The organism is Nonomuraea sp. CA-143628 (assembly GCF_050942315.1).
Lineage (GTDB): Bacteria > Actinomycetota > Actinomycetes > Streptosporangiales > Streptosporangiaceae > Nonomuraea.
In genome coordinates this window covers 2,650,108-2,666,476 of sequence record NZ_CP192072.1, presented here as the reverse complement: position 1 = coordinate 2,666,476, position 16,369 = coordinate 2,650,108, and the positions used below count along the sequence as shown (strand labels likewise).

The window sequence follows — 16,369 nt, the reverse complement described above, 5'->3', positions numbered from 1 at the left end:
GCTAATGGGAAGTCCCCAGCCCGGGGCGCTCCGGGGCGATGGGGTCGCGTCTCAGGACGACCTTGGTGGTCCTGGCCTGGTAGGCGCTGGGCGCGTCGTCCCAGTCGGCGGTGAGGGTGGTGACGGTCTCGGCGGGGAAGCCGGTGCGGTCGACGAAGTCGAGCAGGTCGGGCAGGACGGCGCGGGGGTGGGAGACGCCGAGGTGGAGGGTGGCGTCGGTGGCGTACATGTGCATGAGCGGTACGCGGGTGCCGGTGGCGAGGTAGTAGCCCACGGCGGTGCAGATTCCGCCGGGCGCCAGCGCGCGGAGGGCTCGGCGGATGCCGGCGGGACGGGAGGTGGCTTCGACGGCGATGTCGTAGCGGCCTTCGAGGTTGCGGGGGGTGCGGGCGCCGAGGGTTTCGGCGATCCGGCGCCGGGTGGCGCTCTCATCGAGGTAGTCGACTGTGGCGCCGTGGGCGGCGGCCAGGCCGGCGGCGTACAGGCCGATGCTTCTGGCCCCGCCACCGAGGATCAGGACGCGCCCACCACCTCGCGCGGTGAGGGGCGGGATGACGGCGCGCCAGGCGTCGGCGAGGTTGTCGCCGGCGGCCGCCACTCGCAGGGCGGGGACACCGTGCGGAATCGGGACGAGCATGTGGTCGGCGTGGGGGATGCGTAGGGTATCGGTGATCATCCCGCCCCAGGGGCCACAGGCGGAGCCGAACCCGAAGGCGGCCAGCGTACGTCCGGCGTGCCGAGTGGTGGTGTCGCATTTGGCGGTGAGCCCCCGCAGACAGGATGGGCAGATGCCGCAGGAGATCGACCACGGCACGATCACCCGCCGGCCGGGGCGCACGTTGGTGACGCCGGGACCGGTTTCGAGGACTTCGGCGACGCATTCGTGGCCGATGGCGAACGGTCCACGGAACGGTACCGGGCCACAGATGCCACGTACGACCGGGTCGATCAGCCCCAGCATCAGACCGGCCTGCATGACCCGGGACACCGGCCGGTGCAGCGGCAGGATGTCACCGTCGCAGCGTCCGGCGATGAACGGCCGGACGATGGCGTCGCCCGGTTCGGTCAGGCGGGGCGCGGGGCGTTCATGCCAGGCGAGACGGCCGCTGCGCACGAACGTGAGTTCCCGCATTGGTCCTCCAGGTTATGACGCCCGTTATAGTCGCACCTCACGGTAGGTTATAACGAGCGTCATAATCAACTCCGAGGAGGGCGTACCCGATGTCACAGGCGGATCCGCGATCACGGATCGTCGTCGGCGCCGCCGACCTGATCCGGCGGCGCGGCCTGGCCGGCAGCACAGTACGGGACCTGGCCACCCATTCCGGAGCCCCGCTGGGCTCGACCTACCACTACTTCCCGCGCGGCAAGCAGCAGTTGGCCGCCGAAGCGGTCCACTTCGCCGGCGACCTGGTGTCCGGCGTACTGCGCCGGGAACTGGCCGCCGGACCGGTCGCCGGGTTGCGCGCCTTCCTCGGCCTGTGGCGGCAGACCGTGCTCGACAGCGACTTCCGGGCCGGCTGCCCGGTGCTGGCCGTCTCCGTGGAGGAACCACCTGCCGACGCGGCCCCCGAGGCCCTGGACGCTGCCGCCGAGATGTTCACCGCCTGGGAGAAGCTGCTGTCCGACTCGCTACGCGAGCACGGCGCCGACTTCGCGGTAGCGGCACAGATGGCCACTTTGATCGTCGCCGCTGTCGAAGGCACGGTCGCGATGTGCCGCGCCCAACGCGACATCACCGCCCTCGACCACGTCGCCGTCCAGCTGGAGCAACTCATCCAGACCGCCACCGACCCTGTACGAAGGAAAGGACCAGCAGCATGACCGTGATCACCGTGAACACCCCCAAAGGGAGGCTGACGCTGGAACAGCGCCGCCTGCTCGCCCAGACCCTCACCGACGCCGTCCTGGTCCCCGAGGTGGGTCAGCCCGCACCCGAGGCACGCATCGGCTTCCAGGTCCATTTCGTCGGACGCGATCCCGACATGATCGCCATCGGCGGCGCCCTGCTCAGTGACAGCTTTGAAGTTGTTGACGTCATGGTCGTCGACGTAGCCGTCATGTACGGCGCCTGGCCCCGCGAAACCCGCGCCCAAGCCATCGAAGGCATCCTCGCCGCACTCGCCGACGCCTGCGGCATGCCGGCCCCCTCGCCCTCCTGGTGGGTCACGTTCCGCGTCATCGACGAAGGCAGCTGGGCATCAGCGGGCCAGGTCCTGTCCATGCTGCAGTTCCTGGACGCCGACCCCGAACACAAGATCTTCCCCAAGGAACGCGCCGACGCCATCCGCGCCGCGATCGCCACCGCTTCCTAGCATTCGTAATACTCGTAGTACGAGTTGACCGCGGGCTGGCCGGTGTAGTTGGGACCGGCTTGATCGTCAGACCCCCGGTAGCGGTACGGCAGGTCGATGAGACGCCGCCCCGTCCAGCCGATCCGCCGGGCCCGGCCGTCGTACGTCACGCCCTGCGAGCGCAGCGAGGTGGTGAGGCGGCGGCCCGCGGGCGCGCCGCCCTCCAGACGGATGGCGCGAACGTCGAAGTTCGCGATGAACAGTCCGTCATCGGCGAGCCATGTGCCGATCTTGGCGAGTAGCCCGAGCTTGTCACCGATGTAGTGCAACCCGTGCACGCAGGTGATCAGGTCGAAGGGATGCTCGGCCCGCCATGTGGTGACGGAGGCGGTGATCAGCCGCAGGCGCGGCGGGCATGGCGGGCGGGCGAAGAAGTCGACCAGATCCACAGCGACGATCTCAGCCTCGCCCCCCCGGCCGCCCTCGCCACCCTCGCCACCCTCGCCACCCTCGCCACCCTCGCCACCGAGCAGGTCGGCGGCCTGGCCGAGGGCGTACCCCGTCCCGCAGCACAGATCGAGCCAACGCACGGGCTGCCCCGGGCGCCGCCGGGCACGCAGTGTGTCGACGACGTCGATGCCCAGCTCCCGGTTGTAGCCGGGCAGGCGGCGTTCGCGGTTCATCCAGCAGTTGGCCACGACGGAGGAACGTTCGAGCGCGTCGTCGTCGAGCAGATTCACGACCCCACCTCCACTGACCGCCACCCAGGCTCTTGACAGCCCGCTTTACAGAAAAGAAACTTAACCAAATGCTGCGAGAGAGCGCTCTCTTAGCTTTGGGGCGGCGGCAGGGTGACCCCGCAGCCCGGCACGATCGTGAGGAGCCCGAACCATGATCACAAGACGAACCCTACTCGCCGGCGCGGCGGTAGCCGCCGCCACTCCGGTGCTGGCCCTCGCCCCCCGAGCCGAGGCCGCCACGACGCTCCCCCTGACGGTCGTCAACCACACCTTCCGGTACGCCAACAACGCGATCTTCCTCTACATCGTCGGCACCGACCTGGCCACCGGCCAGCAGGTCTACGTCCGCGCGGACGGCACGAGGGTGCCGGTATCGGGGTCACTCAACGGCCCCGACGGTTTCGCCGACCTGTCCATCCCGCTCGCCGCCAACGGCGACACCCGCCTCAACCTGCCCTGGATGTCCGGCCGCATCTACGTCTCCATCGGCCAGAAGGTGAAGTTCAGGGTGGTCACGGACGGCAACGGCCGCCCGGCGTTACAGCACCCGGCCGGCTGGGTGAGCTCGGACCCCAGCTACGGCGTGCTGCACGACTTCATGGAGTTCACGTTCAAGAGCGACGGCATGTTCTGCAACACCACCATGGTCGACATGTTCAGCATCCCGATGGAGCTCCGGCTCGACGGGCAGTCCAGCCAGACCGTCGGCACCCTCGTCCCCAACGGCCGCGACACCATCTTCGCCGGCATCGCGGCCAACCCCGCCTTCCGGCCCCTCATCGTCGGCGACAACCTCCGGGTGATCGCTCCGGGACACGGCATCGACTCGGGCATCTTCTCTTCCACGTACTTCGATCCTACGTCACTCAGGTCTGGAACACGTACGCGTCGGCCAACCTGCGGGTGGCGGTCGGCGGGACCACGTACACCGGGCGGGTGTCCGGCGGCCAACTCGTCTTCAACAACGGCATCCGGACATTCGCGCGGCCGAGCACCCGCGACATCTTCTACTGCAACGGCGCCCTGGACGCCGGCGGCACCTCCGGCCCGGTCGCGGCGATCCTCGGCGCCGCGTTCAACCGCTCGACCCTGCACAACCACCCCGACCAGCCGACGACCGACCGGAGCACGTTCTATCTCACGTCGGTCAGCAACCATTACGCGCGGGTCCTGCACGAGAACACCCGGGACCACAAGGCGTACGGGTTCCCGTTCGACGACGTCGCGAACTACGCGTCCTATGTGCAGGATTCGGCACCGACAGCGCTGAGGCTCCGGCTCACGCCGTTCAACGGGACCGCCTGACCTCCTGCCTGACGGACTTCCGGCCTGACGGACTTCCGGCCTGACGGACTTCCGGTCTGACGGACTTCCGGTCTGACGCCGCCGGCGCTGCCCGGAACGCGGATCCCGGCCAGCCGACCATCCACCCATCTCCGGCTGGGGCGCTTCCATCGATGGCTTCGTTCGGGCTGCGTGGGTTTCGAACCACGCCGAACCGAGATCGCGCCCGAACGTCAGTCGCACATCCGCGTCGAGGGCGGCAGCCATATGCCGCAACAACGCGACCGTAGCTGAAGATCCCGCCAGGCACGTCCGACAGGAATTGTCGGCCTCCCTGCCTAAGGTCCAGGCTGTGATCACCTATCTCATGGGCGACGCGACCCACCCGGCCGGAAACGAGCCGCGCATCATCTGCCACATTTGCAATGACGTCGGCGGCTGGGGCCGTGGATTCGTCCTGGCCATCTCCCGCCGCTGGCCGGAACCCGAGGCCGAGTTCCGCGCCTGGCACCGCTCAGGTGCGGGATTCGAGTTGGGCCAGGTGCAGCTGGTGCAGGTCGAGGAGTCCCTGTGGGTGGCGAACATGATCGGCCAGCACGGCATCCAGCACACCAAAGAAGGGCCGCCCATCCGCTACGACGCGGTCGACCGGAGCCTGGAAGCCGTCGCCATCAACGCCATCGAACTTGGCGCGAGCCTGCATATGCCACGGATCGGCTGCGGCCTGGCCGGCGGGACCTGGGACCGAGTCGAACCGCTCATCACCCACCGGCTCATTACAAAAGGCATCCCGGTGACCGTCTACGACCTGGAGTGAGCACCCACCGTGACAAACTCACCGTTCCTCCTCCCCGCACCGCTCTCCCCATGAAGATCCACGGGCGACAGGTCGCTGAGCAGGCTGGGCTCCTACACCACCGGCACCGCGTCCCATCGCCTCGGCAGTGTGGATCCCACACAATGCGAGCACCCCTGGTCGAGGGGAGCTCCGGTTGCCATGCGTGCCAACCTCACACCTCGAGTAGATCCAAGCTTCGCTTGAGATCGTTTCCGTTCCTGTACGGCCACCTTCGCGGATGTTCACGCTGCAGTCTTCCCACAACAATCCCCGGAGCGATCCCCATTTCATCGGCGAACGCGCGAACCTGCGTCTTCGAAGTCAGATCGGCAAGGCGATGGGCATACTGAGGCGGTATCAGAGCATCCGCCGCGAATCGATCGGCCTCAAGCTCTCTAGGATCCTCGTGATCAGTCTTATCCGCGATCTCGATACGCATCTCATCATCAGCGTTGAGCACGTGATGAACTTCATGGAAGAAGCTGAACCAGAGCTGATCATCTGTTCGGTAGCGAAGGCTGAGTTGGATTACCCGCTTACTACCGATCTTGCGAGTGACTCCGCTGACTCGGGCACCCTTCACCTCTTCTACGAAGACCACCGCAACGCCGCTGCGCGAGCAGATCTCCTGCAGTTTGGGCCGGAACTCGCGCGCCGACATCGTGGTCAGAGCCCGCAGGTCCGGGAGCGATCTTTTCAATTCGGTGGCGTCATAAGGAGCGCATCGGATCTGTAGCGCCTCGAGTTCGCCAAGCCGCAGCCACGTGGCCAACGACCCAAGCTTCGAATCTTGAACCTTCGACTTGCGGAACGCACAGGCCGTCGGCCGCTCGTACATGTCCCGCCACACATCAACCGTCGCGACGGCGAAGAAGGCGAGGAGCTGGTCAATTCGCGATGGCCCGTCTTTCGGTTCTTCCGGAAGAACGTTGCGCTTGACCAGCTCGGAAACCGGAAGTTCTTTAAGCCAACCCGCATACTGCTCAAGGTCTCTGGTGTATCGAAGTCGTGTTCGCGTGGACTGGTAGTCCGCTTCGAGCCGGTTCCAGAGCCGTGCGGGAGTTCCGACAACGCGCTCCAGAGATTCCGCGACATCGGGAGTCAGGCGAACAAGGCCATGAATCAGTTGGTTGACATGCTTAGGGGAAAGCCCAGCGCGATCAGCCAGCTCGCGTTGCGTCATGCCTCTCTCTTCGAGAAGCTCGCGCAGGGTCTCCCCTGGCGGCACCGCGTAGTCAAGGTCCCCAGCCGCGTACAACGTGCGTCTCGTCCTGGCTCCGGCCATCACTGTCCCTTCTTACGCTGTTGTACCGCTTGCGGTTGCATGGCTCTCACCGATCTCAGTGGTAGTCCACGATCTCGATGAGCACGACTGCCGTCACTACCGCCCAATCAAGACACCCTTGTTCGCTTGCGATCCACTCCTCTGGTTCGAAGATGAGCCGGTAGTTGGCGTCCAGTCGGACCGACAACTGACCTTTCCGGTCTCCGGTCAATTCCTCGCAGCGACCACCGAGATGCCGCATCTCGTCGAGCGTCTCCGCCTCCTTGAGATGCTGCAGACGCTTTGCCAATGCGTTGGCTCGTTCATGGCCAAAGTGCCTGCGCCGCTCCTTGTCGGACTCACACCGCTTCTTGAACTTGGGGTCCTCGTAGTACACCTCCAACCTACCGGCGCCTCCCACCTGGGACATTTACCTACTAGGTAAAGATGATGTAACCCTAGCCGGGGCTCAACGAGATCGCATACACAACGTGTCCGCTTGGACACACTTCAGGAAGCAGAGGGCGAAAGATTCCGCGGGTAATCGGCAGCCAGCCCACGCTCACACCCGGAACAAGGAGCCTCTCGCCTTCCGACGGGCATAACGCTCTCCGACCAGCCGGCCCCGATCCCCTCAGGGTGCCGCACACCGCAATCCCTTGGGCCAGAGCGACGACTACAAACGGGCCCCATCCGCGGCTCCAAGGCTTCGATCTCCAAGCAGTCGATGTCGGCCAGCGTCAACTCGGGAATCAGCCGACCCGCCCTCGCCCTGAACGCAAGAGGCCCGACCGGGCTGGATCCCCGGCCGGGCCCGGCCGGCTGCTCTCCGCGTTATGTCAGCGGCGGCGTCAGGACGGCGACGGCCCGGTATCAGCACGGTCGGCGATGCTCAATCCCATGAACGGCCCAGCGCTTACGAACTGGGCCACGCTGAACTGAGATTCAACAGGAGCACACGATGCAGAAGTTCGACACCCTCGCCCCGATCACCGCCGTCCTGGACATCCCCGCCGGACGCGTTCAGTTCATCGCGGCCGACCGGGCCGACACCACCGTCGAGGTCCAGCCCGCCAACGCCTCCAAAGGCCGCGACGTCAAGGCCGCCGAGCAGACCACGGTCGAATACGCCGACGGCGTCCTGCGGATCGAGACCGCGACGAAGAACCAGTACCTCGGCCCGACCGGAGCCATCGAGGTGACGATCCAGCTGCCCATCGGTTCCCGCGTCGAGGCGAAGTCGGGCAGCGCCGAACTGCGGACCGTCGGCCGCCTCGGCGACGTCACCTTCGAAGGCGCCTACCACCAGATCAAGCTGGAGGAGACCGCGAGCCTGCGCCTCACCGCGACCGACGGCGACGTCGAGGTCGGCCGGCTGGGCGGCGCCGCGGAGATCAGCACCGCACGGGGCGACATCCGGATCGCCGAGGCCACCGGCGGCAAGATCGTGCTCCGCACCGAGTCCGGCGACATCGACGTCAGCGCCGCCGCCGGCGTCTCGGCCTCCCTGGACGCCGGCACCGCCTACGGCCGCATTGCCAACACCCTCAAGAACGACGGCACCGCCGAGCTCGACATCCACGCCACCACCTCCAGCGGCGACATCACCGCCCGCAGCCTGTGACCCGCGGCCTCCACAGGAGAGGCAGACCAAGCCTGGTCACGACGAACGGCCCCGGTCCATCCAAGTGGACCGGGGCCGTTCTGGAGAGCACCGCAACAATGGCCGCTGCCGCGATGGCCTCTGACGCCTCATCGCTGTCCAGATATTTCGTACGGCCCGCAACGGCTTTGAGCGCCTTGCGGACCAGAGCCGAGGGGCTGCGTTGAGCGATCTTGCGGTGGTCGACGCCGCGGAACGGCTACTCTCGGGGGTTCCGTCGCGCTGCTCGGTGTTCGGCGGCCGCGATCATGCCGAGGATGTAGCCGTACCCCTGCGCGTATGCCTGCGACTTCGATGGGTCGGCGTCACTCGGAGGTACGTGGTCGGGGTCGATCGCCCCGTCGTATCCCGCGTCGGCCAGGATGTTGATGATCTCCGCGTGGTCGATGTCACCCTCGTCGCCCCACGTCTCGATGAAGTCGTTGCGCCGCCCCTTGATGTTGCGCAGGTGGATGTTGAACACGCGCTTGGTGGCGGCCAGCCTCTGGACGATGGGGTAGATCTCCCGCTTCGGGTTCCACAGCATCTCCGCCAGCGTCCCGCAGCAGAGGTTGAGGCCGTGGTAGCGATTGCGGCGCAGGTCCAGGAACGTGAACAGGCCCTTGCCGCCGGGGACGCTGAGGACGTTCTCGACCACGCCGCGGTACCCGCCCGGCGGCGTTCCCGGATCCTGGGGGTGGCAGGCGAGACGCACCTTGTACTGCTCCGCCACCGGGACGACCCGCTCGAGGAAGTAGTCGATGCGCTCCCAGTACGTGTCCGGATCGACCTTGCCCGCGATGGTGTCCGGCAAGGTGTAGTCGAGGTCGCTCGCACGGAACTGGCGCAGCTTCGATCCCCCGCGGCCGGGCACCTCACCCGTGGTCATCACACCCAGGATGCTCATGTTGTATTTGATGGTTCCGACGCCGGCACGGCCACAGGCCTCGATCATCCGCTGAATGTCCTCGATGTCCCGGTCCCGCTCAGGACTCTTGCCCATCATGATCGCGGGACGGAAGTCGGTGTCGATCAATGATGATTCGAGGAACGGCAGGGCGACCATGTCCATCACCAGACCCTGGCTCTCGATGCGCTCCTTCTCCTGCTCCACTTCGGACACGAGCCAATACCCGCGATCGCCGGTCTTCTGGTCGTAGGGCGGGTCCACCGGGTAGCCGCACACTCGGGCGACGCCGTGGCGCTTGAACTCCTGGAGCGCGGCCTCAGACGGCGAGCGCCTCTGGGTGCCCAGCACCATGCGGGGCTTGGCGGTGTTGCCCTGGTCTTGGGCGTCGGCGGATGCTGCCGCGGCAGGGTCTGGCGCGCCCATCATCGATGCGAGGCTGACCCCGGCCGTCGCGGCGCCTGCGCGGAACAGTGATCTGCGATCCACGTTGCTCGATTCCATGGGGGGTGTCCCTTCTGGGGGTTTGGACCGAGGCGTGATGACGAAACCCCGGTGTGAGGCAGCGACCCTCTGGGATGCGACGCGGATGGTGCGTCAGGTTCGGGCCGTCCTGCCGAAGCCGGCACGTGTCGAGGGCGATGATTTCGACCGGGTGCCGCAGCGCCGACATGAGTTCCCTGCGCCTCCACCAGGGCCCATGCCGAGTGCCGCCTGCCCTGCGAGGTGGTCACGGTGTCGGGGCTCGTCGCCGGCGAGTTGACCGTGGGTCACGGGGAACGCGAGCAGGCCGGTGGTCAATCGGCTGGCCAGTTCGGAAGGGGGGTCAGCGCCACGCCGTCACGCTAAGGAGCATTGATGATGCTTGTCCAAGAGCATTTCCGTATCACTTGATACCGTGATGGCATCATCGGCGGCAGCGCTCAGTGAACACCAAGGTCACCGCGTGGGCAGACCGGTCCTCAGAGCGTGCAGCACTCGGCTGAGCGCTGGATTACGAGAGTGCCTCGACCACAGTAGGTGCAGTTCGACAGGTTCGGGATGGCGAGTGCCCAGGGGTACGTACTCCACGCCCGGGACGTTGTTCAGGGCTGCGGAAGCTGGAACAAAGGCGATACCACGACCGGCGGACACCAACCACAGCATGGTGAGCACCTGGCTCACGCTGTGCACCACTCGTTCCTGGGCCAGCGGCACAGTGCTGACCACCAGGTCGTAGAAGTAACGAGCTCGCTGCTGCCCGTGGAAGATCAACGGCTCTGCGCCGAGGTCATCGGCGTGCGCAGGCCGATCGAGCCGGGTCAGCCAGTGCCCGGCGGGCACCGCCAGCAACAGTGCCTCGCGATACACCAAGAGGGAATCGAACACCTCGGGGTCGAACGGTGGGCGTGCCAGGCCGAGATCGAGGTCTTCGCTGGCAAGAGCCGCGACCTGCTCGCGGGTCACCATTTCAAATAGTTCGATCTGCACGTCCGGCAATTCGTGTTCGAGCCGGTTGAGCATACGGCCAAGGACACTGAACGTGGCTGTGGCCGTGAAGCCGAGGCGAATCACGCCGCAGGTGCCGAAGTGGACGCGCTGCGCCAGATCGGACGCGGCTTCGGCGATGGCCAGGATCCGCCGCGCCTCGCCGAGGAAGGCCTCACCGGCCGGCGTGAGCGCCACGCGCCGGTTGTCACGTTCGAGCAGTTGCACACCCACGGCTGATTCGAGTTTCCGGATCTGCCGACTCAGCGGCGGCTGGGTCATGCGGAGCCGCATGGCCGCCCGACCAAAGTGCAGTTCCTCGGCCACGGCGACAAAGCCTCGGAGTTGCTCAAAGGTGTACATCATACGGGGAAGGTATCTCTCCATAGATCGCGGCCACGTTGGTGGACGGCTCGCGGGAGGAGATCCAGCGGCGAGGAAGGCATCGAGAGCGTCTGCTCAATGAGCTCCCGAGGAAGGTCGGACAAACGGCGGGAGGAGTCATCGCCCCACAGGGTGGTGAGCACCCGCCGCGTGAGCCCGCGCAGCACGTAGCCTCGCCCGGGGTTGGACGGCGTGAGCCCGTCGCCGATGACCACGATGCCGGAACGCAGGTAGTCCATGATCAGACGCAACGACGACTCATCCATGCTCCACAAGGACGGGATGGTCTTCATTCACGGCTGGAACGCATCGGTCTCGAAGACCGACGGCTTGTCCTGCAAGATCGTGAGGAGCCGTTCCAGCTCCATCCCCGTGTCGATCCCGGATCGCGGCAGGGGCTCCAGGCTGCCGTCCTCGTGGCGGCGGTAGCGGTGTGCTCAAGGTGTTCGAGATGCTGGGCTCCTGGTCGCTGGCCAGCAGAGCCTTCGATGAGGTTACGACCTGCTGCGCGACGGCTTCGGCCTCCGCCCCGACCGGCTGTACGTCACGGTCTTCCAGCTTTCGCTAGGCAGAGCGGCCGGCGACCGTCGCATGTCGAAGGCATTCGGAGGTTGCTCACGTGCTCCCTAGAGCACCGCGAATGCCTTCTATGACGGCCACGGCCTCCGGAGAGGAGCCGCTCTCCTCCCAGAGCTCCAGCCACTCCGAGTCCTCACCCATCAGCCGGTCCAACGCCCGCACGGCCAGCGCCACGAGTTCGTCATTGATCTCCACTCTGCCGCCTTCCAACAGGAAGTCCGGCGCATAAGGCGAGGTGATCGGCATGCCGCTGCGTTGAGAGGCGACGATGGCCGCTGCCGCGATCGCCTCTACTGCCTCATCGCTGTCCAGATATCTCGTACGACCCACAACGACTTTGAGCGCCTTGCGAACCAGCGCCGGACGCTGCTCAGGGGCTGCGTCGTGCAGATCGCCGCACCAGTCGGCGGCCGAGTCGTTGTCGAACGGCCCCACATCCCATGTGCCCATGGCCGATTCATATCGGACCTCACCGACATTTATCCGTCATCTGTCGGCGGGTACGACCTCCCCATGGACTCGCTGAAGGTATTCCACAGCGTGCTCTGTGGCCGGGTCATGGTTCAGCCGGTCCCGGTAGAAATGGAGCCGATCCTCGCAATCATCGATGATTTCGCTCCACGTACGGGCCCAGATTCGGACCCCTCCCTCCCACTCGGCGATGCAGCCTGGCGGGCGATTCGGCGCGCTGGCATCACGTCTGACGATCTCCGCCATCTCGGTGGAGACGACCCAGAAATCCCAGGAAACGCGGGCATCGCGGAACTGTGGATCGCTGACGATCGCCTCCGCGTAGCTCTTGATCTGGGCGACCTCCGCCTGGCCGATCTTGACCTTGGGAGCCTTGAGTTCGACTATGAGGTGTTCTCGCCCGGAGCTTCCCCGGTGAGCACGCCCCAGCAGGAGGTCGACGATGCCCGTCCGGCCGTCCTCGCGGCGGACCGGATTGAGCTTGCCGTCTTCTGGCTCCCGGCCGAGCTCTTGGAGATGGCGAACGAGGACCGTATCCAGGCTCTGGTCGCTGACCATGAGCGCGTAGGCGTCGCCGAAGATCCAGGTCTCGCGCTCAAGGATCTTGTGTAGTTCGCTCCGTTCCTTGACCGTCCGGCTGATCTCCGGCTCGAAGACCAGCTTCTTCAGCGCGGCCAGGAAATCGAGCCGGTCACTGACCTGTCCGGTTGCCTTGATCACTTCAGAGAGGCTCGTCCTCTGAAGGATCCGCTTGAGCTCCTCCTGTTCCGACTGAGGCAGCCGGAACAGTTCGTCAAGTACCGGATAGAGTCCCCTCGGGTCACGGGAAATGATCTCTCTGAGCAGCCGCAAGGTGGTCTTCTTGCTCTGCGTCACGCCTGGCAGGCGCCGGGAGATCCGCGTGGCCACTTCGTCGAAGATCTCACGTTCGACAGCCTGCGCGGGCTCGGCAGGCTCCTCAGAATAGGGATAGACCCCCTCGATCTTCCACTCCTGGATGAGTCTGGTTCGGCGCTCTTGGTCGCGTCTCTTGACGTGCGCACGGAGTGTCTCCCGCGCAAGTGCCAAAAGGGGTCCGATCTCGTCCATCTCCGCCAAGGGCAGGTCGTCCCGGCGTTCGACGAAGCCGTCCCATAGCAGGTAGGCCGTGAAGTGGTAGCCAGGCGCTTGGATGCCCGGAGAAGGCTCGTCCAGGACGACACCATTGGCATCACAAAGGGCGAGCACTCGGCCGACATCCTTGGGCCATTCGATAACGCGCAGCACCGGTTCGGCATATCCCCCCAAGTCCGGCCACGGCACCGAATATTCGGCCATGTCGGTCCACACGGTGGCCGGGTCAAGGACGGTGCCCTGATAGACGATCTGCACATCGAGATTGGCCGCCAGGAACGGCGCGAACGTCGAAGCGAGCCGTTGGGCCGTGTCGTCCTGAGCAAGACGGGTAGCGAAGTCCGCCGGGACCGACGCTTCCACCCGTGTCCCACACGGTATCTCTACGCATTCGGGTGCGGAAATATTGAAATCCGCAGGACTGTCGACCACTCCGCTGATGACTGTGCGTTCAACCCGGCCGTCAGCGGCCCTCGCGACCGTGGTCCATTGGACTTGCCCACCTAGCGCGAACGCGCGGAGCCTGCCTTGCCCGCTTCGTCCGTGGAGTCCACGCTTCAGCTCGGGGGACACCTTGGCAGTGATCTTCCAGGATCCACCCAGACCCCCGAAGTAGTTCGCGCAGGAGGCGTTCGGCATGCCGTGGCCGTTGTCGGTGATACGAACCGACTCCACACCGTCCAGCTCGTTGACTTCAAGATCGACGCTGACAAGACTCGCTTCCGCGTCGAGCGCGTTCCAGATCATCTCCGCGACCGCGCCCACCGGATCCTTCTGCCGGGCAAGGCGCAGCAGATGGTCTGGTTTGGCCTCGATGTGAACGGTAGACACATGGCCACTATCCCAGACCACGTGCGAAATCACGTGCAAGATCGCCTGAACAGAGCGTCCGCTGAGGGGAGAATCTCCGCCGATCGCCCTCGAGCGATCTCAATCTGTTCAGCGCCGCATGGCTGTGCGCCTCAGATGAGTGGGACGCCCCTCTGTTGATCGCGTTCGCCGGCGGACACGGCGCCATGCGTCTCGGTGGTGCGCCGCAGGGTTCCTCTCCAGGCATTCCGACTGATGCGGGCCAATTATCGCCATAACGTCAGCGGCGAACTACAGAGCGCCATGCCCAATATAATCTGCGGCATATTGCAGCATGTTTTTTCATCCATCATTGTTGCTGCTGATGTCCGTACTCCAGGCCGCGTCATCCGCATGGGCGCACGGCGACCGAGGCATGGATTGGTGTCGATTCTGCATGGTATCCAGGAGAAAACTGTCGAAAATCGTGCACAACGAGGCGGCTGGGATAGTTCACGGTTCGCTTGTCCAAGCTCGTGACATATTCGGGGGAGTCCATTTCCACGAGGCGGTTTCGCTTCCCCTGCCGAGCCAACTTCCCCCACGGCCGCGCCTGATCGACCGCGAGGCCGCCATCGCCGAACTCGAGGCCCTGCGGGAAGACGCGACGGATGTGCCAGTCACCGCGCTGATAACGGGCTCGGTCGGCGTGGGCAAGTCCGTACTGTCCCTGAGCTGGGCGCACATGATCCGCTCGCACTATCCGGACGGGCAGTTGTACGCCGAACTGCGCGGCCACTCCGACGACGACCCGGCCAGCCCGCAGGAGGTGCTGGGCGACTTCCTGCACGCCCTTGGCATCCCGGCAGAGCTCATACCGGGAGATACGGCCCGGCGTGCCGCGCTGTATCGCACGGTGACCCACGACCAGAGGCTTCTCGTCGTGCTCGACGACGCGCTGACAGCCGCTCAGGTACGGCCGCTGCTTCCGGCCTCGCCGGCGAGCATCACCGTGGTGACCAGCAGGCACCGGCTGACCAGCCTGCTGGTGCAGGGTGCGCGCGGGGTGTACGTCGACCGCTTCGATACTGCGGCGAGTCTCGCGCTTCTCCGCGACGCGCTGGGGAACGATCGGCTGGATCGGCAACTGGAGGCAGCGGCCGAGCTGGTCGAGCTGTGCATGCGGCTGCCCCTGGCCCTGAGCGTGGCGGCGGCCCACCTGATCGCGCGGCCCAGTTGGCCGCTGCGCGAGGTGGTGACCGCGCTGGCCAAGGAGCAACGGACGCTGACGATCGGAGACGACATGGCAGTCCGCTCCGCGCTCGACCTGTCTTACCGGGCGCTCCGCCCCGAAGCTGCTCGGCTGTACCGGTATCTGGCCCTCGTACCAGGGAACACGTTCGGTGGCGACGCGGCGGCGGCGCTCGCCGGCATCCCCCAGGTGGAGGCCAGGCGACTGCTCGGCGAGTTGACCGACGCGAACCTGCTGACCGACATCTCTGACGGCCGCCGCTACCGCTTCCATCACACGCTGGTCCGCCTGCACGCCGCCCAACTGGTCGAGGCCGAGGACCAGCGTGAGAACGCCGAGGGACGGTTGCTCGCCTGGTACCTCGCCACGGCCGCGCACGCGGAACGGCAGCTCCGGCCGTACCGCACCGGACTGCCTCGCGATGCCGAGCCGCCGCCCGCCGAGTCGACGGACTTCGGCGGCCCGCAGGACGCGCTCGGTTGGCTGGCGGCCGAACGCGCGAACCTAAGCGCCGCCGTCACCCTGGCGCACCAACGCGGGCGGGAGGTGACGGCGTGGCAGATGGTCGATTCTCTATGGCCGCTGTTCCTGTACATGGGCCATCACGTGGAGCGAGTCGGGGTGGAGGAGACGGGGCTGGCTGCGGCGCGCGCGGCCGGGGACGCCTACGCCGAGGCGAAAATGCTCAACCGCCTGGGGCTGAGCCTGAACGATCTGGGGCGCTATGACGAGGCTGTCGAGCGGTTCGAGGAGGCGCTGGAGATCTGGCGCCGGCTTGGTGAGCGGGGCAGGGAGGCCGGATCACTGCGGCGGCTCGGGCTGGTCGCGGCAGCGCGGGGTGACCACGAGGTGGCGATCGCCAGGTTCACCGCCTCGATCGCCATGTATCGGGGGTCGGGAGCCGACCGGCAGGCCGCGCTGGGACTTACGGATCTCGCCGGCGTCCTCGTGGCTCAGGGACGGGGATCTGACGCGGTGATCCACCTGGAGCAGGCGCGGAGGATGCTGAGCAACGTGGCCGACCTCTATAACCAGGCCCGGGTGGGGATCCTTCTTGGGTATGCCCACGTCGATCAGGAGCCGGCAGAGGCGGATCGTGAGCTGCGTTCCGCGCTGGAGATCATGGATCAGCTGGGATCTTCGGTCGGCCGGGCCGCGGCCCTGGAGGGCCTGGGCGAGCTGGCCCGACGTACCGGCCGACCGGAAGAGGCACATCACTGCTATGAGATGGCACTGGAAGTGCTTGGCGAGGCCGAGTCTGCGACGTATCTCCGACTCAGGGGTCGCCTGGACCACCTCTCTTGAGGATCCTTCAGCTGAAAACCGACTTCAGCGCCTCTAGGAC

14 protein-coding genes and 2 pseudogenes are annotated in these 16,369 nt (G+C 66.1%); 6 read left to right on the top strand and 10 right to left on the bottom strand.

All coding sequences use genetic code 11. The features are described from left to right. Position 1 precedes the first annotated feature (1 nt). Positions 2-1,132, bottom strand: a complete 1,131-nt coding sequence (locus ACQP2T_RS12510; protein WP_433516303.1) for an alcohol dehydrogenase catalytic domain-containing protein — start codon at positions 1,130-1,132, stop codon at positions 2-4. 89 nt (positions 1,133-1,221) lie between these two features. On the opposite strand from ACQP2T_RS12510, the gene ACQP2T_RS12505 reads away from it, so the two are divergent. Both ACQP2T_RS12505 and ACQP2T_RS12500 read left to right on the top strand, forming a co-directional pair. Continuing rightward, entirely contained in the window at positions 1,222-1,824 is a 603-nt protein-coding gene (locus ACQP2T_RS12505) for a TetR/AcrR family transcriptional regulator (RefSeq protein WP_433516302.1), read from the top strand. After that, positions 1,821-2,315, top strand: coding sequence for a tautomerase family protein (locus ACQP2T_RS12500; protein WP_433516301.1), 495 nt, complete (start codon positions 1,821-1,823; stop codon positions 2,313-2,315). The genes ACQP2T_RS12505 and ACQP2T_RS12500 overlap by 4 nt, the downstream gene beginning before the upstream one ends. Here the strand turns inward: ACQP2T_RS12500 and ACQP2T_RS12495 are convergent. Then, entirely contained in the window at positions 2,312-3,034 is a 723-nt protein-coding gene (locus ACQP2T_RS12495; protein WP_433516300.1) for a class I SAM-dependent methyltransferase, read from the bottom strand. The genes ACQP2T_RS12500 and ACQP2T_RS12495 overlap by 4 nt on opposite strands. A gap of 151 nt (positions 3,035-3,185) precedes the next feature. Between ACQP2T_RS12495 and ACQP2T_RS12490 the strand changes: the two are divergent. Together ACQP2T_RS12490 and ACQP2T_RS12485 are read left to right on the top strand one after the other, a co-directional pair. Next, a pseudogene (locus ACQP2T_RS12490) lies at positions 3,186-4,339 on the top strand (beta-1,3-glucanase family protein). Positions 4,340-4,670: 331 nt separating this feature from the next. Next, positions 4,671-5,135, top strand: a complete 465-nt coding sequence (locus ACQP2T_RS12485; RefSeq protein ID WP_433516299.1) for a macro domain-containing protein — start codon at positions 4,671-4,673, stop codon at positions 5,133-5,135. A gap of 193 nt (positions 5,136-5,328) precedes the next feature. On the opposite strand, the gene ACQP2T_RS12480 is transcribed toward ACQP2T_RS12485, so the two are convergent. Beyond that, positions 5,329-6,339 (bottom strand): ImmA/IrrE family metallo-endopeptidase, encoded by a 1,011-nt coding sequence (locus ACQP2T_RS12480; protein ID WP_433516298.1) that lies wholly within the window; start codon positions 6,337-6,339, stop codon positions 5,329-5,331. A gap of 157 nt (positions 6,340-6,496) precedes the next feature. Then, positions 6,497-6,817, bottom strand: a complete 321-nt coding sequence (locus ACQP2T_RS12475; protein WP_433516297.1) for a type II toxin-antitoxin system RelE/ParE family toxin — start codon at positions 6,815-6,817, stop codon at positions 6,497-6,499. A 564-nt stretch (positions 6,818-7,381) separates the two neighbouring features. Here ACQP2T_RS12475 and ACQP2T_RS12470 point away from each other — a divergent pair. Beyond that, positions 7,382-8,044 carry a DUF4097 family beta strand repeat-containing protein gene (locus ACQP2T_RS12470; RefSeq protein ID WP_433516296.1) on the top strand — a complete coding sequence of 221 codons (663 nt, stop codon included), beginning with the start codon at positions 7,382-7,384 and terminating at the stop codon, positions 8,042-8,044. Here the strand turns inward: ACQP2T_RS12470 and ACQP2T_RS12465 are convergent. From ACQP2T_RS12465 to ACQP2T_RS12440, 6 genes and pseudogenes are all read right to left on the bottom strand, one after another. Further along, positions 8,025-8,231: a DUF4259 domain-containing protein gene (locus tag ACQP2T_RS12465; RefSeq protein WP_433519762.1), complete on the bottom strand. Its 207-nt coding sequence runs from the start codon at positions 8,229-8,231 to the stop codon at positions 8,025-8,027. The genes ACQP2T_RS12470 and ACQP2T_RS12465 overlap by 20 nt on opposite strands. A gap of 51 nt (positions 8,232-8,282) precedes the next feature. Then, the gene (locus tag ACQP2T_RS12460) at positions 8,283-9,473 is read right to left on the bottom strand and encodes a mannonate dehydratase (RefSeq protein ID WP_433516295.1); all 1,191 of its coding nucleotides are present in this window, start codon (positions 9,471-9,473) and stop codon (positions 8,283-8,285) included. Positions 9,474-9,908: 435 nt separating this feature from the next. Beyond that, entirely contained in the window at positions 9,909-10,802 is an 894-nt protein-coding gene (locus ACQP2T_RS12455; RefSeq protein WP_433516294.1) for a LysR family transcriptional regulator, read from the bottom strand. Beyond that, positions 10,799-11,200 (bottom strand): annotated as a pseudogene (locus tag ACQP2T_RS12450) (alanine--tRNA ligase-related protein). Before ACQP2T_RS12450 ends, ACQP2T_RS12455 begins: the two are co-directional and overlap by 4 nt. A gap of 235 nt (positions 11,201-11,435) precedes the next feature. After that, positions 11,436-11,849, bottom strand: a complete 414-nt coding sequence (locus ACQP2T_RS12445) for a DUF4259 domain-containing protein (protein ID WP_433516293.1) — start codon at positions 11,847-11,849, stop codon at positions 11,436-11,438. A 36-nt stretch (positions 11,850-11,885) separates the two neighbouring features. Beyond that, positions 11,886-13,814 (bottom strand): ATP-binding protein, encoded by a 1,929-nt coding sequence (locus tag ACQP2T_RS12440; RefSeq protein ID WP_433516292.1) that lies wholly within the window; start codon positions 13,812-13,814, stop codon positions 11,886-11,888. Between the two features lie 631 nt (positions 13,815-14,445). Between ACQP2T_RS12440 and ACQP2T_RS12435 the strand changes: the two genes are divergently transcribed. Further along, positions 14,446-16,329: a tetratricopeptide repeat protein gene (locus ACQP2T_RS12435; protein ID WP_433516291.1), complete on the top strand. Its 1,884-nt coding sequence runs from the start codon at positions 14,446-14,448 to the stop codon at positions 16,327-16,329. Positions 16,330-16,369 lie beyond the last annotated feature (40 nt).

Coding starts and splice junctions, on each gene's coding strand:
- ACQP2T_RS12510 (WP_433516303.1), bottom strand. CDS start 1,132: ATGCGGGAACTCACGTTCGTGCGCAGCGGCCGTCTCGCCTGGCATGAA.
- ACQP2T_RS12505 (WP_433516302.1), top strand. CDS start 1,222: ATGTCACAGGCGGATCCGCGATCACGGATCGTCGTCGGCGCCGCCGAC.
- ACQP2T_RS12500 (WP_433516301.1), top strand. CDS start 1,821: ATGACCGTGATCACCGTGAACACCCCCAAAGGGAGGCTGACGCTGGAA.
- ACQP2T_RS12480 (WP_433516298.1), bottom strand. CDS start 6,339: ATGACGCAACGCGAGCTGGCTGATCGCGCTGGGCTTTCCCCTAAGCAT.
- ACQP2T_RS12470 (WP_433516296.1), top strand. CDS start 7,382: ATGCAGAAGTTCGACACCCTCGCCCCGATCACCGCCGTCCTGGACATC.
- ACQP2T_RS12460 (WP_433516295.1), bottom strand. CDS start 9,473: ATGGAATCGAGCAACGTGGATCGCAGATCACTGTTCCGCGCAGGCGCC.
- ACQP2T_RS12455 (WP_433516294.1), bottom strand. CDS start 10,802: ATGATGTACACCTTTGAGCAACTCCGAGGCTTTGTCGCCGTGGCCGAG.
- ACQP2T_RS12445 (WP_433516293.1), bottom strand. CDS start 11,849: ATGGGCACATGGGATGTGGGGCCGTTCGACAACGACTCGGCCGCCGAC.